This window comes from Acidobacteriota bacterium (assembly GCA_016716715.1).
Classification (GTDB): domain Bacteria; phylum Acidobacteriota; class Thermoanaerobaculia; order UBA5066; family UBA5066; genus Fen-183.
In genome coordinates, this window is record JADJVE010000002.1 from 464,486 (window position 1) to 484,835 (window position 20,350).

Sequence of the window (20,350 nt, forward strand, 5' to 3'; positions counted from 1 at the left end):
CTAACGCCGCTAGGCTGCCGTGCGTAGTTGCGGGAAGATTGGGCCATGCGCATGCCGTTCCACCGTCCCGCCCTTCTCGCCGCCATCCTCGTCTCCGTCGCTTCCACCGCCCTCGCGGTCGAGGCCCCTCCGGCAAAAAAGGCCTTCGGCGTCGACGACCTCTGGGCCGTCAAAAGGGTCGGTGCCCCTGTGCTCGCGCCCGACGGCACGCGCGCGGCATACGCCGTCACGGCCTACGAAGGCGACGAGATGAAGGCGAACGCGGACCTTTACCTCGTGGACGTCGCCTCCGGCGCGTCGCGCCGCCTGACGGCGAACAAGGCCTCCGACACGTCGCCCGCCTTCAGCCCGGACGGCAGGCGCCTCGCGTTCCTCTCCAAGCGCGAGGGCGACGCCGCCGCCCAGCTCTACGTCCTGCCGCTCGACGGCGGCGAGGCCGAGCGCCTGACGGACATGCCCACCGCGGTCGCGAACCCGAAGTGGTTCCCGGACGGCACGCGCATCGCGTTCCTCGCGAACGTCGTCGCCGGAGCGGAGTCGCCGGAAGAGACGAAGAAGGCACTCGAGAAGCGCGAGAAGAACCCCGTCAAGGCGCGCACCAGCGAAAACCGCCTCTTCCGCTATTGGGACCACTGGCTCACGGACGGCGAGTACCCGCACCTCTTCGTCGTGGACGTCGCCACGAAGAAGGTCACGGACCTCACGCCCGGCAGCAAGCGCTACTTCGGCCTCGACGAGGGCGGGTCGTTCGACATTTCGCCCGACGGCAAGTCCGTCGTCTTCGCCGCGAACAGCACGCCCGAGCCGTACGCGACGCTCAACTGGGATTTGTTCCTCGTCCCGGCCTCGGGCGGCGAGGTGAAGAACCTCACGCCCGCCCGCGAGGGCGAGGACGTGAGCCCGGTCTTTTCGCCGGACGGGAAGACGATTGCCTTCGGCACGCAGCTCAAGGCCGACGGCTGGCCCGACTACACGCGTCTCGCGCTCCTCGACGTCGCGACGGGCAAGGTCGCGCTCCTGACGGACGGCTGGGAGAACTCGTGCGGCGGCTGGAAGTTCGCGCAGGACGGAAAGTCGATCGTCTTCACGGCCGAGGTGCGCGCGCGGACGAACCTTTACGCGCTCCCCGTCACCGGCGGGACACCGCGCCTCGTCTGGAAGGGCGGCACGGCCGCCGGCCCGTCCGTCACTCCGGGCGGCGAGGTCGTCTTCCAGCGCCACGACCTGAATCACCCGCCCGAGATCGCCGCGGCGAAGCTCGACGGGACAGGCTTCCGGATGCTCACGCACGTCAACGACGCGCTCGTCGCGACATGGAACCTCGGCGCCGTCGAGGAGATGACCTTCAAGGGCGCTGCGGGCGACGACGTCCAGATGTTCGTCGTGGCCCCGCCGGGAGCCGAGGCCGGGAAGAAGTACCCGCTCGTCCAGCTCATCCACGGCGGGCCGATCGGGACGTTCGGGGACGCGTTCTCGTTCCGCTGGCACCCGCACGCGTTCGCGGCGCCGGGCTACGTGGTCGCGATGGTGAACTTCCACGGCTCGTCCAGCTTCGGGCAGAAGTGGGTCGAGTCGATCCTCGGCGCCCACCCGGACAAGCCGTTCACGGACGTCATGAAGGCGACGGACGTCCTGATCGCGCAGGGGCGCGTGGACGCCTCGCGCATGGCGGCGGCCGGCGGCTCTTACGGCGGCTTCCTCGTGAACTGGATCGCGGGCCACACGGACCGCTTCAAGTGCCTCGTCTCGCACGCGGGCGTCTACGACCTCATGGCGCAGTACGCGTCGGACGCGACCTACGGCCGGCACCACTCCTACGGCGGCACGCCGTCAACGAACCGCGACGCCGTGGAAAAGTGGAGCCCGAACCGCTACGCGGCCGCGTTCAGGACTCCCGTGCTCATCGTGCACGGCGAGAAGGACTACCGCGTGCCGATCGGGCAGGGCCTAGAGTTCTACGGCACGCTCACGGCCAAGGGCGTCCCGGCGCGCCTCGTCTACTTCCCGGACGAGAACCACTGGGTCCTCAAGGGCCCGAACGCGAAGCTCTGGTACGGAGAGGTCCTCGGCTGGTTCGACCGCTGGATGAAGTAGGCCCGTGAAATACGCGACCCTCGGCCGCACCGGCGTCACGGTCTCGCGCCTCGCGCTCGGGTGCATGTCGTACGGGGATCCGGCGTGGCGCCCGTGGGTGCTGACGGAGGAGCAGGCGCAGCCGTTCTTCCGGCGCGCCCTCGAGGCCGGGATCAACTTCTTCGACACGGCCGACATGTACTCGATGGGCGTCAGCGAGGAAATCACCGGGCGCGCGCTCCGGAATTACGGGCGGATGGAGGAGATCGTCCTCGCGACGAAGGTCCACTTCCCGATGTCGAAGAGCCCGAACATGGGCGGCCTCTCGAGAAAGCACGTCGTCCAGGGCTGCGAGGCGAGCCTCAGGCGCCTCGGCGTCGAGACGATCGACCTCTACCAGATCCACCGCTGGGACGGCTCCGTGCCGATCGACGAGACGCTCGCGGCGCTCGACCAGCTCGTCGCGCAGGGCAAGGTGCGCTATCTGGGCGCCAGCTCGGGCCCGGCGTACAAGCTCGCAAAGGCGCTCGCGCTCTCGGACGCGCGCGGCTGGGCGCGCTTTGCCTCCATGCAGAATCACTACAACCTCCTCTACCGCGAGGAGGAGCGCGAGATGCTGCCGCTCTGCCGCGAGGAGGGGATCGCCGTGATCCCCTGGTCCCCTCTCGCCCGCGGCCTCCTCGCCGGCACCCGCGCGAGCGCGCAGGCCGCCGCCACGACGGCTCGCGGCGCCGCCGACGACTACACCGGGAGGCTCTACGACTCCCCGTCGGACGCGGAGGTGATCGAGGCCGTCCGCAAGGTCGCCGCCGCCCGAGGCTGTCCGCCCGCGGAGGTCGCGCTCGCCTGGCTCCTCTCCCGGCCGGGCGTCACCGCGCCCATCGTCGGGGCGACGAAGATCGAGCACCTCGAGGCCGCGCTGAAAGCCGTCGACACGGTCCTCTCGGACGACGAGGTTGCCGCTCTCGAAGCGCCGTACCGGCCGCACGGCGTCCGCGGTTTCGCGTGAGGTCCGGATGGGCGCGGAGCGTCCGTTCGTGATCCAATAACGCGACCGGCTCGCACACAATGTTTCCGTCCAGCGCTCTCTGGGCTCTCGCCGCGGCCGCCCTCGCCCTGGGGGCGTGGCTGCTCCATCGGTATCGCGTTTCCCGCCTCGTCCGCCGCGAGCGCGAGCTCACGCACGAGCTGAGGGAGAAGACGCTCGAGCTGAGGGAGAAGACCGCCGAGCTCGAGCAGTCGAACGCCCTCCTCGCCGAGACCTCTCTCACGGACAAGCTCACGGGCCTCAAGAACCCGCGCTTCGTCGAGGCGGCGATCGGGATGCTCCTCGCGCCGGCACGCAAGCCCGTGCGCGACCCCGAGCAGCGAACCGAGTGCGTCGCGATCCTCCTCGCCGACGTCGACGGCCTCGACGACGTCAACGACGCCTTCGGAGGCGAAGGCGGCGACGCGGTTCTCCAGGCCGTCGCGGACGCGATCTCCGCCTCGGTGCGCGGCGGCACGGTCGTCGCCCGCTGGAGCGGCGACGAATTCCTCATCGTCGCGCGCGTGCGGTTCGGCGGCGAGGCCGGCGCCCTCGCCGTGCGCCTGAGACACGCCGTCGCCTCGTGGGTGAAAGCCGGCCCGGGCGACGGCGCGAAGCCCGTCACGATCTCGATCGGTTTCTCGGTAGAGCCGCTCATGCGCGCGCGGCCGCACCTCGCCTCCTTCCGCGACCACCTCCAGCTCGCGAGCGGCGCGCTCCGGCGCGCCAAGGCCGCCGGGGGGAACCTCGCGTGCGGCTGGCGCGTGAACGACGAGGCCCTCGAGGCCGCGATCTCCCTCCACGGCGAGCCCGGGGCCGTGCGCGTCCTCCGAAAGCCGGACGAGGCCGAGGCCGCGGGTCTCATCTCGCCCGCGCTCGAGCACCGCGAAGGCTGACGCGCTCAGCCCGGGATCAGAAGGATCTTCCCGGCCGTCCCGCGCCCCTCGAGCGCCCGGTGGGCGGCGGCGGCGGCGGCGAGCGGAAGCTCGCGGTCGATCCGGAGCGGGAGCGAGCCCTCCTGGACCCAGCCGAGGACGTCCGCGGCCCGCGCGAGCAGCTCCTCGCGCGACGCGACGTAGGCGAAGAGCGAGGGACGCGTCAGGAAGATCGAGCCCTTCGTGTTCAGGATCTGCGGGTCGATGGCGGGGGCCGCCCCGCTCGACTGGCCGAAGAGCGCCATCGTCCCGCGCGGGACGAGGACGTCGAGGCCTTTCTCGAACGTGGTCTTCCCGACGGAGTCGAAGACGGCCGCGACGCCCTTGCCGCCCGTCAGCCGTTTCGTTTCGGCGACGAAATCCTGCTCCGTGTAGAGGATGACCTCATCGGCGCCGGCCGCCCGCGCGAGCGCGGCCTTCTCCGGCGTCGAAACGGTGCCGATGACACGCGCGCCGCGCTTCTTTGCGATCGCGCAGAGAAGGAGTCCCACGCCGCCCGCGGCGGCGTGGACGAGGCACGTGTCGCCGGGGCCGAGCGGACGCGTCGACGTCGCGAGGTAGTGCGCCGTCATGCCCTGCAGCATCGCCGCGCACGCCTGCCGGGTCGTCACCCCGTCCGGAACCCGCACGAGACGCGCCGCGGCGACGAGGGCGCGCTCGGCGTACGCGCCCTGCGCGTTCACGGTCGCGACGCGGTCGCCCGGCGCGACCTCCGTGACGCCGGGCCCGACGGCCTCGACCACGCCCGCGGCCTCGCTGCCGAGGGTGAACGGGAGCGCGGCCGGCTTGTAGACGCCCGTGCGGAAGTAGACCTCGATGAAGTTGACCCCGACCGCCTCGATCCTGACGAGCGCCTCGCCGGTTTTCGGCGCCGGATCGGGGACGTCTTCGTAACGCAGCGCCTCGGGGCCGCCCGGCGCGTGGACGCGGATGGCTTTCATGCGGGGAAGTCTACGGCGGGCCGCCCGGTCGCGCTCTACTCGAACCAGCCGTTCACGTCCACGATCGCGTGCACCGGGCCGGCCGCCGTGTTCTGCACGAAGTACGAGCCGGAGCCGTCCGACGCGAGACCGACGAGCGCGTTGTTCGCGCGGGTCTGCCCGGCGCGGAACCTCACGGTCTCGACGCCCGGCGGCGCCGCGAGGTCGCCGGGATAGACGGCGAGCGCGCCGGCGGCGGAGCCGCCCGCGGCCGTCACGTTCGCGGAGACCGTGGTGGCGCTTGCGGGAATCCCGCACGCGCCCGCCGCGACGAGCTTCCGGATCTCCCCCGCCCCGAGCGCTCCGCCGGAAATGCGCGTGTCCACGGCGCGGCACGGGAGAAGCGTGTGAAATCCGGCGCCGCTCTTCACGATCGCGAAGGAGTCCCTCACGACACCGTCCACGCGCACGAAGCGGACGTCGAGGCGGCCGCCGTGTGCGTCGATCACGAGCGAGCCGCGCTCGGCGAGGCTGCGGAACATCGCGGGATGGTTCAAGGGGCCGGTGCCGAGCTGCCCGCCGCTGCCCGCGACGACGTAAGCCGTGCCCGCATGAGGGGTCCGCGCGGAAGGCTTGCGGTACGGCCCGGTTCCCGCCGGGTCACCCGTGCCGCCGTCCTTCTTCATGCCCGCCGTGAACGTCGTCGAGTCGGCGTAGTGCCCGTCGAGGAGGAAGGAGCGCTCGTAGACGTGCGAGTGCCCGGCGAGGACGAGATCCACGCCGCCGGCCTCGAGGATCGGGTTCACGTACTGGCGCATCTCGATGAGCTCGGTCTCCGTGTCCGAGTCGTGCGTGCCCTTGGTGTAGGGAGGGTGGTGCCAGTAGGCGACGATCCACGTCTGCGCCGTCGCGGCGAGGTCGGCCGCGAGCCACGTGAGCATCGCGCCGCCGGGCAGCCGGCTCACGTCCCAGGCGTCGAGGCACACGAAGTGCACGTTCCCGGCGTCGAACGAGTAGTACGCCTCGCTGCCGGACGCGACGCCGCCGGCCTCCGCGGCCTTCGGCAGGCGGAAGATGTCGAAGTAGACGCCCGTCCCCGTGTTGCCGTTCGCGGAGCCGCCGTCGTGGTTTCCGAACGCCGGCCAGAGCGGCGTCGACGCCAGCTGCGCCGGGTAAGTCCCGAAGACCGCGGCCTGGTACTCGGCGTCGGTGCCCGCCACGTATGCGTTATCGCCGAGCATGAGCCACAGGTCCGCCGGCCGTGGGCCCGCGTACGCCAGGTACGCGTCGCGCACGGCGCGCGCGTTCGCGTCCGCGGTGCCGGAGTCGCCGAGCGCCCAGATCCGGAGCGGCGCGGCGGACCCGGGCGAGGGCGGCGTCACGAAGGACGCGAGCGGGGCGGGCGCGAGGATGCCCGAGGCGGTACCGACCGCGTAGAGGTAGCGGGTCCGGGGACGGAGACCCGTCACGGCGATCGCGTGCTCCGTCGCGGACGCCGCGTCCGAGAACACGACCCCGAGCGGCACATCGATCTCCCACACGAAGACGCGGCCGTCCACGGGCACGTCCGTCCGCCAGCAGACGACGACGGACGCGCTGGTCGCGGTCTGAAGGTAAGGCCCGCGCGTCACGGCCAGCGCGAGCGCGCCGTGAGCGGCGAGCGAGAGGCCCGCGAGAAAGATGCGTACAAGCGTTCGCTCTATCTTCGGCTCCCCACCGTAGCCCGGAGAAGACGCAGGCGCGCGTCCAGCTCCTCCGGCGTCATGTTCGCGTACTTCGCCGGGAGGAGGCGGCGGCTGGAGGATTCGAATACGGCCAGGAGCTCCATGTACTCGAGGAGCTCGGCGTCGCGGCTCGGGAAATAGTCGTGGGCGGCGTTCGCGAGATGTTTCGCGAGGACCTCGGCATTTCCCCCGTCCTGCTGCGCCGCGTCGTCGTTCGCCATCAGGATGACGGCCTCGACGTCGGCGTTCGAGTAGCCGACGAGCTTCCGTGAGAAGTCCTCGCGAATCTTCGCGAAGTCCACCTTCGTATTGATGCGGTTCTTCTTCACCTGCGCGCGCGCGACGTTCTCGACTTCCTCGGGCGTCTGCGAATAGAGGAAGGGGATCTTCTTGTCGAGGCGGCCGGCCCGCTTCAGGTCCACGTCGAGCTTGTCGGGGCGGTTCGTCATGACGAGGAAGAGGATGCGCCCGCGATTCGACGTGTCGGACATGAACTCCTTGATGCGCGCGATGACGCGCGACGAGGTCCCTCCGTCCGATTCGCCCTCGCCCGAGCCGAACGCGCGGTCGCCCTCGTCGATGATGACGACGACCTGCCCGATGGCCTTGATGACGCTCAGGATCTTCTCGAGGTTGCCTTCCGTCGCACCCACCCACTTGCTGCGGAAGTTCTTCAGCTTGATCGTGGTGAGGCCGCACTCCTTCGCGAACGCCTCGGCCACGAACGTCTTTCCCGTGCCCATGGGCCCCGTGAAGAGAATGCCCATCGGCACGCGGCTCGTCCGGTTCTCGCGGATGTTCTCCGCGATCAGCATGAGGTCCTTCTTGACCTCCTCCATGCCGCCCACGACCTCGAACCCGTGCTCGGGCACGACGAACTCCACGAGACCGAAGCACTCGCGCTCCAGGATCTCGCGCTTCCGGATGCCGATCAGGCGGTCGGCCTCCAGGCGGGCGGCGTCGGTCATGCCGGCCGAGAGGAGGCTCGTGATCTGGATGGACTTGAGCCCCGCCGTCTGGCCCGCGTAACGGCTCGAGTCCTTTTCGGACATGTCGGGATCCGCCTGCTTCGCCGCCTGTCCGCGCGTCGCCAGGTCCGGCATCGGGACCTCGACGACGGCGACTTTCGGGTTCGACAGCAGCTTCGGCGAGAGGTCGGTCAGGTTCTCGGCCACGAGGAGGACCACGTTGTCGCCCTTCTCGATCTCGGGCAGGAACGACCAGCGGTGCAGGGTGACGAGCGCGGCGCGGTCGGAGTCGCCCTGGAACGCCGGATCGCCCGTGGGCGCAAGCGCCTCGGCGTATTCGAGGACGACGGCGGTCTTGTTGGACGCCGAGAGGAGCTTCTCGAGCGCCGGCAGGACCCGGTCCTTCGCCGTGACCGTGATGAGGTCGTCCATCGCGTCCGCGAAAGGCCCCCTCTTCGTGAACCGGACGCCCGTCGACACGTTGTAGAGGAGCACGGTGTCTTTCGTGTCTTTCAGGAGCACGTCCGTGAGGAAGTTCGAGAGCGAGAGCATCTTCCCGCCGTACAGCACGACGTCGTAGACGTTGCCGTGCAGGACGAACATGGACGCCTCGTTCCGGAGGTACCGGCGGCGGAGGTCCTCCGCCCAGCCGGGAAGTGCGTTCTTCTCGGCCACGTCACATCTCCCGTTCGATCCCGATGCCGCTCAGGATCTTCTCGGTGTCCTGCGCGGTCTGGCGGATGGCTTCGACGCCGTCGAGAAGCTCGTCGAGCTGGCCCGAGAGCTCCTGCGGCGACTGCATGGTGACGATCTGATCCGCGATGAGCTGGAAGGAGTTCTCGATCAGGTCGAGCTGGCCGCGGGCCACGCTCAGGTAGCTCCGGATCTCCTGCACCTTCTCGAGCCGGCGCGAGACGACGGAGAGGTTCTTCTTCGCGATCGAGACCCTGGGATCGGCGGTGTCTCCGGCCCTGGACGACTGCTCGTAGCGGCGACGGTCCTTGTCCAGCGCTTCGACGTCGATCGAGCCGAGGTAGGACTCGTATCGCGCGCACGTGAGAGCCATCTCGACGAACGCGTCCACGAGACGGTCCGTCTTCACGAGCTCGCTCCGAAGGAGATCTCCGGTGAAGGAGGGATTCTGCGCGGCGAGCCGGCGGATCTCTTCCTGGCGCGCGACGAGCGCGTCGACGCGCTGGCGCTCGCCGTCCCCCACCGTCGTGAGTCGCCGGGCACGCTCCTCCGCCTGGAGGGCGCTGCGGAGCTTCTCGAACTTCGGGTCCCAGAGGAGGTGCTTCAGGCGCTTGCTGTCCGGAGCGTGGAGGAGCCACAGGCCTTCGAGGCCGAGCGCCACCACCGCGAGGACGGGATTCAGCGTGAGTCCCGCCGCGGCGAGCGCCCCGGCGAAGAGCGACAGGTTGTAGGGGTTCGTGAAGGCCAGCTTCAGGTAGGGGCTCCGGTCGAAAACCGCCCCGCGCGCGAACTGCCGCGCGGCGTCGCCGATGCCTTCCTGCACCGAGGGCGCGGCCTGGGCCGGCGCCGTTTTCGGCGCCGCCTTCACGGGCGTCTTCGGCGTCTCGATGTTCCCCATGGGTCGATCCAATGATGCGCCCTAGGACGCCTGCGAATAAAGAAGGTCGAGGAGCTTCTTCTCCACCGCGCGGAACTCGGGCGCCGACTTCAGCTCGATGTTCCGGACCTTGAAGTACGGGACGTCCACGCGGTGCAGCAGCCGCGCGGGGCGCGAGGACAGGATGTAGACGGTGTCCGCGAGATAGACGGCCTCGGACACGTCGTGGGTCACGAAGAGAATCGTCGGGTCCTCGGTGCGGGAGACGTCGAGGAGAAGGCCCTGCATCCCCCAGCGCGTCTGCGGGTCGAGCGCCCCGAACGGCTCGTCCATCAGGATCACGCGGGGCCGGTTGATGAGCGTGCGCGCGATGGCCACGCGCTGCTTCATGCCGCCCGAGAGGTCCTTCGGATACCGGTCGGCGAAGTCCGCGAGGCCCACGGCCTCGAGGTACTTGTCCGATCTCTCGCGGCGCACGGCCGCGGACTCGCCATGGAGCCGCAGGCCGTACTCCACGTTGTCGCGGACGGTCAGCCATCCGAACGACGTGTAGGCCTGGAAGACCATCCCGCGGTCGCGGCCCACGCCCTCCACGGGCTGCCCGTCCAGGAGGATCTCTCCCTTCGTGGGCGGGAGGAGCCCCGCGACCGCCTTCAGGATCGTGGACTTGCCGCAGCCCGAAGGTCCGAGGAACACGACCACCTCGCCCACGCCGGGCTTGTCCTCGACGTCGAAAGAGACGTCGCGCACGGCCTCGGTGCCGCCGCCGTCGCGGTTGATGTAGGTGACCGACAGGTCCTTCACCCGCAGCTTCGGCGCCGCGCCTTTCAGGTCGGCGCGATAGCTGGGCTTCTTTGCGCCCGCGGTGCCGACGTCGACGGCGACGGTGCCCGGCTCGCCCGTCTGGGGCGCCGGCTTCGGCGCTTCGTCTTCTTTCAAGACTCGACCTCCCGCCACCGGAAGAGGATCCGGGAAACGGTGCGGATGATGAAGTCCGTCAGGAGGCCGATGCCGCCGATGACGAGGAGCCCCGCGAAAGACCACGAGGCCTTCTGGTGCGTCCGCGCGAGCTCCACCATGTAGCCGAGGCCGTGCTCGGGGTTCACGGCCTCCGCCAGGATCACGTACGTCCAGGAGATGGCGTTCATCACGCGGAAGGAGTCGAAGATCTCGGGGAGGGCGGACGGGAGCAGCACCGTTCGCACGACCTGCGCGCGCGAGGCGCCCAGCGTGAGCGCCGTCTGGACCAGCTCTTCGGGCACCGCGCGAATCGCCGTCACGACGACCGGCAGGAGATAGACGAATACCCCGAGGAACAGGAACGCGATCTTCTGCTTCTCGTAGATCCCGAACCAGAGGATGAGGAGCGGGATGAAAGCCGAGATCGGCATGTACCGAAGCGGCGCCACGACCGGCTCGAAGAACCGGTTGATGGGCTCGAAGGCCCCCATCAGGATGCCGAGCGGCAGCGCAAGGGAAGCCGCGAGAAGAAACGACAGGAGAATCCTCTTCGTGGAGACGAGGACCGCGCTGCCGAGGTCGTACTGAAGGAAGAGCTGCAGCGTGCCCTTGACCACTTCCGTCGGAGAGGGCAGGAAATCGGGCGGGGCGAGGCCGCCGTACGAGGCCACGCACCATGCCCCGAGGACGAGAGCCGGCGCGACGAGCCCGAGCACGAACGCCGTCGAGCGCGGCAGCGGGGCGCGGAGGGCGAAGAGATCGCCCCGGCGCCCCTTCCGGTCACTCACTATTCACTGGCCAGCACCACCTTGATGTCGGTCCTGCGGTTGAGCTGGCGGCCCGACTCCGTCGTGTTCGGGGCCACCGGCTGCGTCGAGCCGCGCCCGATGGTCTGGAAGCGCTGCGGCGGGATGTTCGGGAAGTTCTTCAGGACGTAGTTCTTCACGGCCAGGGCGCGCCGCTCCGAAAGCGTCATGTTCGAGCTCGGGTTGCCCGTGGCGTCCGTATTCCCTTCCACGCGCAGATACGTGTTCCCGAAGGACGTCATCGTCTCGCCGAGGGCGTCGAGGACGAAGTTGGAGCCCGGCATGATCTCGTCCGAGCCCGGCGTGAAGTGAATCTGGATCTGCTTGTTGAGGATGGCGCGATCCGAGGAGGACGGCGCCTTCGCGGCGATCTTCTGCTCCTCCACTTTCTGCTGCGGGTAATTCCCCGCGAGAGCCGCGAGGAAACGCGTATCGGCCCAGTCCTTCGCTTCGACCGGCCGCGTCACGAGCCCTTTCTTCCGCCAGATGACGAAGGCCGTGTCGAAGAGCGTCTCGTAATGAGCCTTCCCGCCCGCAAGGCCGTAGAACTGCGCGTTGTCGGCATAGGGCGTGAGCTTCAGGCCCGAGAGCATCCCAGAGACCGTGTCCGTGTCGAGCTTCAGCGCCTTGGCGACGACGGCGTACGCCGCGTTCGGGTCGGACTTGATCATCTCGATCCCGTCGAACCAGCCATGGATGAAGTCGCGCAGGGTTTCGGGAGCTCGGTCGATGAGGTCCTGCCGCGCGCAGAGCGTGTCCGCGATGATGTTCGTGGCCGCCGTCGTCGAGACGAGGACGTGCGCCTCGTCGCCCCGCGCCGTCACGGCCGCGGAAAGGTCGGGCTCCCAGGTCACGGCCGCGTCCACCTGCTTCGCCTTGAACATGGCCGCGGCGGCCGGCGCGTCCTGCGTGAAGATGATGTTCTTCTCGACGGCCGCACGGTCGTCGGAGGAGAGGCCCGACTGCGCGAGAAGGTAGAGCAGCAGGAAATGCGAGGGCGTGAACTGCGTGCAGGAGATCTTGTGGCCTTTGAGGCCCTCGACGGACTTGATCGAAGACAGGGACACGATGCCGTCCCCGCCGCGCGACCAGTCCTGCATCACGATGGACTTCGCTTTCTGGTTCTGCTCGCCGAGGATGGAGGCTTCGCGCGCCCAGTTGTCCACGGTGTTCCACATGATGTCGACGTCGCCCTTGCGGAAAGCCGCGAGCTTGGCGGCGGGGTCTTCCAGGAGGACGAACTTCACGTCGAGTCCGTAGGTCGCCTTGTAGCGTGAGGTCGCGCCGCTCTCCATGCCGTTCGCGGCCACGATGCCCGGCGCGTGGCCCGCCCAGGTGTTGATCGCGACGACGAGCGGCCGATTGAGCTTCCCGGAGCCGGTGAGCGCCGCGCCCGCCACTCCCGCCGCGCCCTTGCCCCGCTCGGGGTCGGGCGCAGCGCCCTTGAGCGCGGTGAAATCGTCGGACGAGACGCCGCCGCCGGCCTTTGCCGCCGCGGCACCGGCCGCGCCCTTGTCCGCGCCGGCCCATTTCCGGATGTCCTGAGCCTTGTAATGCCACACCGCGTAGCCGATGACGCCGAGGATGACGACGGTGATGAAGAACTTCGCGAAGGCTGTGAGTTTCATCGTTCGCTTCCTTACATGGTCTTCTGGGGCTGGGCGGACTGCTGGGCGGCTTTACGGGCCTTCAGCTCGGCGAGCTGCTGTTTCGCCTGCACGTCACCCGCCTGCGTTTTCAAGGCCGCGAGCCGCGCGTCGAGCGAGCTGCCCGACAGCTCCTGACCGAGGTTCGCCTCGGCGATCGTGTTCTTGATGTGCTCGCGCACGTTGTCGAGAGCCTTCACGTCGGCGTCCACGGAGAGGCCGTCGAGCTGCTCCTGGATCCGGAGCCGGGCCTGCGCCGACTGCATCCGCGCGAGCATCACGTCGCGCTCGGCTTTCAGCTTCCGGATCTCTCCCTGCACGTTGAGAAGCGACTGTTTGGCCGCGTCCGCGTCCTTGCTGGCCGTCCCGAGGTCGCCCTGCAGCTCGGTGGCCTCGGCGGTGAGCGCGTTCTTGCGCTGGATGAGAACGACGGCGAGGTCGTCCTGATTCGTCTCGACCGCGGCGTTCAGCTCGAGCTCGGTCTGCGCGAGCTCCTTCGTGGACTTCTTCAGTCGCTCGTCGATGTCCTCGCGCCGCCGGATGATGGCGGCGGTGGCGGACTTGAGCTTCGAGTATTTCTCGACCATGGAGTTGATCGCGTTCTCGTAGGCGATCTCCGGATGCTCCTTCTCGACGTTCGAGATCCAGATCGAGAGGAAGCCCTTCCAGAGATTGCCGAGACGCTGGAGCAAACCGATTCCCGCCATGTGATGCCCTTTCCTTTACTTGCCCTGTGGCTCGACGAGCTTCGGCGAGTCACGGACGACGCGCGCCACCTGCTCCTGGCCGAAAAACTCCAGGACCTTCTGGATCCCGAGCTTCTTTTCGTTGCAGGCCTGGACCACCGCGAGCTGTTCCGACGTCCGGTCCTCCATCACCGACCTGATGCGCCGGACCTCTTCCTCGAACTGCGCGATCCGCTTCGCCGACTCCTCGTGCACCTTCTGCGTGTCTGCGGCGCCCGCGCGGATGTACGCCTCGAGGGCCTGGATCTCCTGAACGGCCGCCTCGATGATCTTGTCGACCGGGACGCCGAAGGCCTTCAGCGAAGCCTCGACGATCTGCTTCTTCACCCCGTCGTCCGTCCCGGCGGGAAGCGCTCCGAGGAGCTCGGCAGCCTTCGCGACGCGGCCCTGCTCCTCCTCGTCGACGCCGGCTGCTTCGTAGACCTTCGGGAAGTCCACGCGCCCTCCCGGCGCGGCAGGGGGCTCCGTGACGAACGCGGGGGGATCGGGCTCGGCCGGCGGGGTGAGCGCGTCCGGGGAGGGCGCCGGCGCCGCCGCGCCGTCCTCCTGGACGACGAACCACCCGAGCACGGTGGAGCCCCAACCCTTCCTGTCGCTCATGGAGCCGGAAATCTTATCAAGACGGGCCGAAGCCCCCTCCCCGCTACTCGAACCAGCCGTTCACGTCCACGATCACGTCGAGGGCGCCCGTTGCGCTGCTCGTGATCTTGAAGGCGCCGGAAGCGTCGGAGGCGAGGCCCACGACGGCGTTGTTCGCGCGCGTCTGGCCGGCGCGAAAGGCGAGCGTCAGCGTGCCGGGAGCCGCCGGAAGGTCGCCCGGGTAGAGGACGAGCTGGCCGCCCGCGGACGCGTTCGTGACGGCGACGTTCGCGGAGACCGACCGGGCGGTCGCGGGCACGCCGCACGAGCCCGCCGCCACGAACGTCCGCGTCGCCCCGGCGCCGAGGGACGGTCCGCCGCCCGCGCCGGGCGGGCGGCGGGTGTCGAGAGCCCGGCACGGGACGAGCGTGTGGAAGGCCGTCGCGACGGGTCCGGCCACGCTCGTCGTGGCCGCGACGCCGGTGCTCGCGTTCCAGTACGAGCCGCTGGCGCTCGTCTCGAGACGCACGGCGCGCACGAGATACGTCGGGGAGCCTCCGGGCGCCGCCGCGTCGGTGAACGAGGTCGCCGTGACGAGTCCCGGGGTGAGACGCGTGAACGGGCCGCCGGCTCCGGCGCCCCGGTAAACGTGGTACCCCGCGACCGCGTCCGGGGAGGCGGTCCACGAAACGGCGGCGCTTCCCGCGCCTCCCATCGCCGCCACGCTCGAGACGGGCGCGACGACGTGCATCCGGAGCGTCGGGTCGCCCATGAGGGCGATGTGGACCGAGGGGCCATAGCCGCGGAAGTACGTTCCCGAGTTGTTCTGCGTCAGGCGCGCCGCGTACCCGATCGTCTCGCCCATCGCCATGTGTTGCACGTGCCACGCGGGCCGGCCGGCCCAGGCGCACGTGAGGCCGTACGTCGTCGTCGCGAGGGGCGCGCGCAGGAAGTCGTTCGAGACGTCCCAGTCCCCGAAGTAGCTCCCGAAAAGAAACGTGAAGGCGGTCTTCGTGTCCGTCGCGGCGAAGTTGGACGTCGAGCCGACGCCGCCGGCGCCCTGGTAGTTGCCGCCGCCGCACCCGTAGGCCCAGAGGTAGCCGCTCGTCGCGAGCGTGCCGAACCAGTCGAGCGCGAAGACGTTCGCGGGCCCGAAGAAGCCCGAGAACGCGCGCCAGCCCGTGGACGCGAACGCCTCGCCTCCGAACGCGCCGAAGTTGTCGTCGATGAGCCCGCGCGCGGGCAGCGCCCACGCCTTGACGCGGAAACCGTGGTCCTTGTTCAGGTACTGCCTGAGGAGGTCGATCTCGGTCTTCGGGGCGAAGGCGGGCATGTCCGCGAGGTCCACGCGCCCCACGCCGAGCTCGACCGTGCTCCCGGGAGCGTAGCTCTGGTCGAACTTGCCGTCTCCCGCGACGTTGTTCTGCCGGCCGGTTCCGCCCAGGTTCTGGGTGTCCGTCCAGGCGCCGTCCATGTCGCCGTAGTAGAGGTCCGCGGGCCACGCTCCCACGTGGTCCCCGTGGCCGTCGGGCGCGATGCTCCCGGAGTACGGCACCGGGACGTGCCCGAAGAGGAAGACGCTGCTCACCCTCGCCGGATCGGCGTCGTAGTCGGCCTTGACGAGCGCCTTGACGGACGGGACCGTCGCGCTGCGCGCGACGTCGTGGCGCAGCACGGTCCAGCCGTCGCCCGCGAGATCCGCTTGAAGACGCGCGAGCTCCGCCGCGAGTCCCGCTGCCATCGTGGAGTCGACGACGAGGACCACCTTCCCCCGGTCCTCGACGAGGGGAATCTCGATTCCCGTCGCGAGGTACCCGGTGCCCGTGACCGCCGCGCTTCGGACTAACTGGTACTCGTACCGCGTCCCGACGGCCACGGCGTTGTCCACGTAGCCCGTCGCCGAGCCCGGGAGCGTCGCCACCGCCGTCCCCCACGAGGCGACTCCCCAGGCCTTGCGGTAGACGGTGTGCGCCGTCGCGCCGGCGAACACGGGCCAGCTCAGAGTGATTCTCGGAGGCGAGCTCTGGACGACGGCCGTCGCCTGGACCGCGTAGTCCGACGTCGCCTGCGCGAAAGCCTGGCCGAACGGCACGGCGACGCATGCAGCCAGCGCGAGAAGGCGCCGGAGATGGTTCCCCATTTGAATGGAAGTGAATTCGTCTCACGGAGCCGCGTAACATGGCCTGCGACGGAATCTCGGGAGGGTGCGTCCATGGCCACTCGGATCGAAAAGGACACGATGGGCGAGATCGCCGTCCCGGCGGACCGGTACTGGGGCGCCCAGACGCAGCGCTCGCTCCAGAACTTCGAGATCGGCGAGATCCGGTTCTCCCGCCCGGTCATCCGCGCGTTCGGCCTCCTCAAGCGGGCCGCCGCCGACGTCAACCACGACCTCGGCCTTCTGCCGCCGGAGAAGGCCGCGCTCGTGACGGCCGCCGCGCAGGAGGTGGCGGACGGGAAGCTCGACGCGCACTTTCCGCTCGTCGTCTTCCAGACCGGCAGCGGGACGCAGACGAACATGAACGTGAACGAGGTGATCGCGAACCGCGCGATCGACCTCGCGGGCGGCGTCCCCGGCTCGAAGGACCCGATCCACCCGAACGACGACGTGAACATGTCGCAGTCGTCCAACGACACGTTCCCGGCGGCGATGTCGATCGCCGCCGTCTGCGAGATCGAGGAGCGCCTCCTCCCCGAGGTCCGGAAGCTGCGCGACGTCCTCGACGCGAAGTCGAAGGAGTTCCACGACATCGTGAAGATCGGGCGCACGCACCTGCAGGACGCCGTGCCTCTCACGCTCGGGCAGGAGATCTCGGGCTGGGTCGCGCAGCTCGACCACGGGATGGCGCACGTCGCGCAGGCGCTCCCCCACCTCCTCGAGCTCGCGATCGGCGGCACGGCCGTCGGGACGGGACTGAACACGCACCCCGAGTACGCCGAGCGCGTGGCGCAGCGCGTCGCCTCGCTCACGGGACACCCGTTCGTCAGCGCACCGAACAAGTTCGAGGCGCTCGCGGCGCACGACGCGCTCGCGTTCGCGTCCGGCGCGCTCCGCACGCTCGCGGGCTCCCTCATGAAGATCGCGAACGACGTGCGCTGGCTGGCCTCCGGGCCGCGCTCCGGAATCGGCGAGATCCGGATCCCGGAGAACGAGCCGGGCTCGTCGATCATGCCGGGCAAGGTGAACCCGACGCAGGCCGAGGCGCTCACGATGGTCGTCGTGCAGGTCTACGGCAACGACGCCGCGGTCGCCTTCGCGGCGAGCCAGGGGAACTTCCAGCTCCACGTCTTCAAGCCCGTGATGATCCACAACGTCCTCGAGTCCGTGCGCCTCCTCGCGGACGGCTGCCGGAGCTTCCGCATGCACTGCGCCGAGGGAGTCGAGCCCGACCGCGCGCGGATCGCCGAGCTCGTCGCCCGGTCGCTGATGCTCGTGACGGCGCTCAACCCGCACATCGGGTACGACAAGGCGGCCGCCATCGCGAAGAAAGCGCACGATGAAGGCACGACGCTCCGCGAGGCCGCGCTCGCGCTCGGCTTCGTGACGGCGGAAGAGTTCGACGCGTGGATCGACCCGGCGAAGATGACCGGTCCCGGCTGACGCCCGGGACCGTGCCGGCGGCGGCCGGCTTCGCCTCCCGGCCGCGCCTGCGTCGCAGTCCATAATCCCGCATCCCGTGACCGTATCCGCCGGCTCCCGCCTCGGGCCCTACGAGATCGTCGCGCCCCTGGGCGCCGGCGGCATGGGCGAGGTGTGGCGGGCGAAGGACACGCGCGTCGGGCGGGCGGTCGCGCTGAAGGTCCTGCCGGAAGAGTTCTTTGAAAGTGAAGAGAACCGGGGACGTTTCGAGCGCGAAGCTCGAATGCTGGCGAGCCTCAACCACCCGGGGATCGCCGTTCTCTACTCATTCGAAGAAATCCCCTCTTCGTCCGCTCCCTCTGCCTCCCGGACGCGTCACGTCCTCGCCATGGAGCTCATCGAAGGCGGCACGCTGCGCGCCGTCCTCGCCGAGCCCGTGCCGCTCCGCCGTGCGCTCTCGATCGCCGCGCAGATCGCCGACGCCCTCGCGGCGGCGCACGCGGCGGGAATCGTCCACCGCGACCTCAAGCCCGAGAACGTGATCGTGACGAAGGAGGGGCGCGCGAAGCTCCTCGACTTCGGCCTCGCGAAAACGTTCGCTCCGTTCGGCGACGCCGAGGGCGAAACCGTCTCGCAGGCCGCGGGCTCGACGAAGCCGGGCACCGTGATGGGCACGGTCGGCTACATGTCGCCGGAGCAGGCAGCCGGACGCCCCTCGGACTTCCGCGCGGACCAGTTCGCGCTCGGCACGATCCTCTACGAGATGCTCTCGGGAAAGCGCGCCTTCCGGAAGGACTCGGCCGCCGAGACGCTCGCCGCGATCATCCGCGAGGAGCCCGAGCCGCTCGCCGCCGCCGCGCCGAAAGCCCCCGCCGCGGCGCGCTGGATCGCGGACCGCTGCCTCGCGAAGGATCCCGACGACCGCTACGCGTCGACGCGCGACCTCGCGCGCGACCTCACGCACCTCTCCGAGCGCCTCACGGAGATCACGTCCGGCAGCGCCGCGTCGTCCGTGGCGCCTCCGGCCCCGCGCGTGCCGGGCCTCGCGGCCGCGGGCGCGGCGCTCCTCGCGCTCGCGATGGGACTCCTCCTCGGGCGCGTCCTGTTCCGCGCGCGTCCGGTCGAGCCGCCGACGCTCCACACCCTGACGTACTCCGGACGCGACTCGCAGCCGGCCGTGTCGCCGGACGGCAGGACTCTCGCCTTCGTCTCGGACCGCACCGGAACGCCCTGCCTCTGGCTCAAGCAGCTTCCGGACGGCGCTGAGGTCGCGCTCACGAGCGGGCCCGACGCGCTTCCGTCCTTCTCGCCCGACGGCGCGTCGATCATCTTCAGCCGGCACGACGGCACGCGCTGGAACGTGTTTCGCGTGCCGACGCTCGGAGGTGAGCCGCGGCGGATCGCGGAGGGGTTCATGGGAGTGCTCTCGCCCGACGGCCGGCGGCTCCTCCTCATGAGGTCGCAGGCCTCGGGAACCTCCATGCACAACACGATCCTCGTCGCGGACGGCGACGCATCCAACCCGCGGGAGCTCTACTCGTGGACGGGCTTCGCCCCCGGCCTGCCCTCGTGGTCGCCGGACGGCTCGCGGATCGCCGTCACGGAACAGGGCGGCGGCTCCATCGGCTTTCCGTCGAAAACCCTGATCATTCCCGTCGCCGGGGGAGTCAACCTGGAGGTCGCGCCGCCGACGCGGGGCGGAATGCTGACGTCGGTCGCCTGGGCCGGGACCCACGAGGTCGTCTACGGGCAACTCGCGCCGTTCACCTCGAACGACACCGTCTTCGTGCGGCAGCGCGTCCCGGGCGGAAAGCCCGTGCCGTTCCTCCGCGTCCTCAACGGAGGCTCGCGCGTCGTGCCGACGGCCGGCGGACTCTTCTTCGACTCGTTCGCGACCCGCGAGAACCTGCTCGAGGTCTCGCTCGATCCGAAGACGGGCCGCGCCGGCGCGACCCGGTGGCTCTCGCGCGGGAGCGGCGTCGACCGCCAGCCGGACTTCTCACCCGACGGCACGCGAGTCGTCTACTCGACGAACCGGGGCGGCAACCTCGACGTCTGGGAGATGGTCGTCGCGACGGGCGCCGTCCGGCGGCTGACGGAGGAGCCGCTGGAAGACTGGGACCCGGGATTCTCGCCGGACGGCAAGCACCTTCTCTGGAGCTCGCGCCGGAGCGGGAACTTCGAGATCTGGATGGCCGACGCCGACGGGACGAACCCGAAACAGGTCTCGCACGACGGCGTCGACGCGGAGAACCCGGCCATGACTCCGGACGGCGCCTGGATCTACTACGGCTCGTATTCGAACGACAAGGCCGGCATCTGGAAGGTGAAGCCGGACGGAACGGGGACCGTCAAGGTCTTCGCCGGGGCGATCTCGGGCCCTTCCGTTTCGCCGGACGGACGCTACCTCCTCTTCCCGGTCACGGGCAATCCGTCCGAGCGATCCCTCAAGGTCGTGAAGACGTCCGACGACTCCGTCGTGCCGTTCGACGTCCGGGTCCGCCTGCCCAAGCCGGACCCGCGCGTCGTCTGGGGACGCACGCGGTGGCGGCCAGACGGCGGCGCCGTCACCTGGCTCGGCCAGGACGAGAGGGGCAAGGCCGGAATCTACGTACAGGACTTCAAGCCCGGAAGCGACACCTCGGCAACGCGGCGGCTCCTCTTCAGCGCGGAGGCTGATCACAACGCCGAGTCCTTCGGCTTCTCGCCGGACGGGTCGAAGCTCGTCGTCGCGATCGGCGAGGAGGCCCGCAGCATCATGCGCGCCGAGAGCCCGGACCTGCCCCGGGCCGCCGGGAAGTAACCCCTAGAATCCG

The 20,350-nt window shown here is 69.8% G+C and carries 15 protein-coding genes; 5 read left to right on the top strand and 10 right to left on the bottom strand.

Annotated elements, in window-relative coordinates; genetic code table 11:
* Positions 1-45 precede the first annotated feature (45 nt).
* The 3 genes from IPL89_04585 to IPL89_04595 are packed head-to-tail and all read left to right on the top strand — an operon-like array spanning position 46 to position 3,996.
* Positions 46-2,094: a S9 family peptidase gene (locus IPL89_04585; GenBank protein ID MBK9062456.1), complete on the top strand. Its 2,049-nt coding sequence runs from the start codon at positions 46-48 to the stop codon at positions 2,092-2,094.
* A gap of 4 nt (positions 2,095-2,098) precedes the next feature.
* The gene (locus tag IPL89_04590) at positions 2,099-3,082 is read left to right on the top strand and encodes an aldo/keto reductase (protein ID MBK9062457.1); all 984 of its coding nucleotides are present in this window, start codon (positions 2,099-2,101) and stop codon (positions 3,080-3,082) included.
* Between the two features lie 59 nt (positions 3,083-3,141).
* The gene (locus IPL89_04595) at positions 3,142-3,996 is read left to right on the top strand and encodes a GGDEF domain-containing protein (protein ID MBK9062458.1); all 855 of its coding nucleotides are present in this window, start codon (positions 3,142-3,144) and stop codon (positions 3,994-3,996) included.
* A 5-nt stretch (positions 3,997-4,001) separates the two neighbouring features.
* On the opposite strand, the gene IPL89_04600 is transcribed toward IPL89_04595, so the two are convergent.
* The 10 genes from IPL89_04600 to IPL89_04645 form a co-directional block, all read right to left on the bottom strand.
* Positions 4,002-4,976, bottom strand: a complete 975-nt coding sequence (locus IPL89_04600) for a quinone oxidoreductase (protein ID MBK9062459.1) — start codon at positions 4,974-4,976, stop codon at positions 4,002-4,004.
* Positions 4,977-5,011: 35 nt separating this feature from the next.
* Positions 5,012-6,637: a metallophosphoesterase gene (locus tag IPL89_04605; GenBank protein MBK9062460.1), complete on the bottom strand. Its 1,626-nt coding sequence runs from the start codon at positions 6,635-6,637 to the stop codon at positions 5,012-5,014.
* Between the two features lie 17 nt (positions 6,638-6,654).
* Complete coding sequence (locus IPL89_04610) at positions 6,655-8,322, bottom strand: ATP-binding protein (protein MBK9062461.1); 1,668 nt, start codon at positions 8,320-8,322, stop codon at positions 6,655-6,657.
* 1 nt (position 8,323) lies between these two features.
* Positions 8,324-9,238 carry a hypothetical protein gene (locus IPL89_04615; GenBank protein MBK9062462.1) on the bottom strand — a complete coding sequence of 305 codons (915 nt, stop codon included), beginning with the start codon at positions 9,236-9,238 and terminating at the stop codon, positions 8,324-8,326.
* Positions 9,239-9,259: 21 nt separating this feature from the next.
* Positions 9,260-10,048: an ABC transporter ATP-binding protein gene (locus IPL89_04620; protein MBK9062463.1), complete on the bottom strand. Its 789-nt coding sequence runs from the start codon at positions 10,046-10,048 to the stop codon at positions 9,260-9,262.
* A gap of 104 nt (positions 10,049-10,152) precedes the next feature.
* The gene (locus IPL89_04625) at positions 10,153-10,965 is read right to left on the bottom strand and encodes an ABC transporter permease (GenBank protein ID MBK9062464.1); all 813 of its coding nucleotides are present in this window, start codon (positions 10,963-10,965) and stop codon (positions 10,153-10,155) included.
* Positions 10,965-12,611 carry an OmpA family protein gene (locus IPL89_04630; GenBank protein MBK9062465.1) on the bottom strand — a complete coding sequence of 549 codons (1,647 nt, stop codon included), beginning with the start codon at positions 12,609-12,611 and terminating at the stop codon, positions 10,965-10,967. Before IPL89_04630 ends, IPL89_04625 begins: the two co-directional genes overlap by 1 nt.
* 11 nt (positions 12,612-12,622) lie before the next feature.
* On the bottom strand, positions 12,623-13,336 hold the full coding sequence (locus IPL89_04635) for a PspA/IM30 family protein (GenBank protein MBK9062466.1): 714 nt from the start codon (positions 13,334-13,336) through the stop codon (positions 12,623-12,625).
* A 15-nt stretch (positions 13,337-13,351) separates the two neighbouring features.
* Positions 13,352-13,975 (bottom strand): hypothetical protein, encoded by a 624-nt coding sequence (locus tag IPL89_04640; protein MBK9062467.1) that lies wholly within the window; start codon positions 13,973-13,975, stop codon positions 13,352-13,354.
* A gap of 43 nt (positions 13,976-14,018) precedes the next feature.
* Positions 14,019-16,094, bottom strand: a complete 2,076-nt coding sequence (locus IPL89_04645; GenBank protein MBK9062468.1) for a fibronectin type III domain-containing protein — start codon at positions 16,092-16,094, stop codon at positions 14,019-14,021.
* A 72-nt stretch (positions 16,095-16,166) separates the two neighbouring features.
* Here IPL89_04645 and fumC point away from each other — a divergent pair, with 72 nt between their 5' ends.
* Positions 16,167-17,555 carry a class II fumarate hydratase gene (gene fumC / locus IPL89_04650; GenBank protein MBK9062469.1) on the top strand — a complete coding sequence of 463 codons (1,389 nt, stop codon included), beginning with the start codon at positions 16,167-16,169 and terminating at the stop codon, positions 17,553-17,555.
* Positions 17,556-17,631: 76 nt separating this feature from the next.
* Positions 17,632-20,337 (top strand): serine/threonine-protein kinase, encoded by a 2,706-nt coding sequence (locus IPL89_04655; protein MBK9062470.1) that lies wholly within the window; start codon positions 17,632-17,634, stop codon positions 20,335-20,337.
* Positions 20,338-20,350 lie beyond the last annotated feature (13 nt).

What these genes read in the sequence shown, in the direction of transcription:
- IPL89_04585 (MBK9062456.1), top strand. Translation starts at nt 46, where the DNA reads ATGCGCATGCCGTTCCACCGTCCCGCCCTTCTCGCCGCCATCCTCGTC.
- IPL89_04595 (MBK9062458.1), top strand. Translation starts at nt 3,142, where the DNA reads ATGTTTCCGTCCAGCGCTCTCTGGGCTCTCGCCGCGGCCGCCCTCGCC.
- IPL89_04600 (MBK9062459.1), bottom strand. Translation starts at nt 4,976, where the DNA reads ATGAAAGCCATCCGCGTCCACGCGCCGGGCGGCCCCGAGGCGCTGCGT.
- IPL89_04615 (MBK9062462.1), bottom strand. Translation starts at nt 9,238, where the DNA reads ATGGGGAACATCGAGACGCCGAAGACGCCCGTGAAGGCGGCGCCGAAA.
- IPL89_04630 (MBK9062465.1), bottom strand. Translation starts at nt 12,611, where the DNA reads ATGAAACTCACAGCCTTCGCGAAGTTCTTCATCACCGTCGTCATCCTC.
- IPL89_04635 (MBK9062466.1), bottom strand. Translation starts at nt 13,336, where the DNA reads ATGGCGGGAATCGGTTTGCTCCAGCGTCTCGGCAATCTCTGGAAGGGC.
- IPL89_04640 (MBK9062467.1), bottom strand. Translation starts at nt 13,975, where the DNA reads ATGAGCGACAGGAAGGGTTGGGGCTCCACCGTGCTCGGGTGGTTCGTC.
- IPL89_04645 (MBK9062468.1), bottom strand. Translation starts at nt 16,094, where the DNA reads ATGGGGAACCATCTCCGGCGCCTTCTCGCGCTGGCTGCATGCGTCGCC.
- fumC (MBK9062469.1), top strand. Translation starts at nt 16,167, where the DNA reads ATGGCCACTCGGATCGAAAAGGACACGATGGGCGAGATCGCCGTCCCG.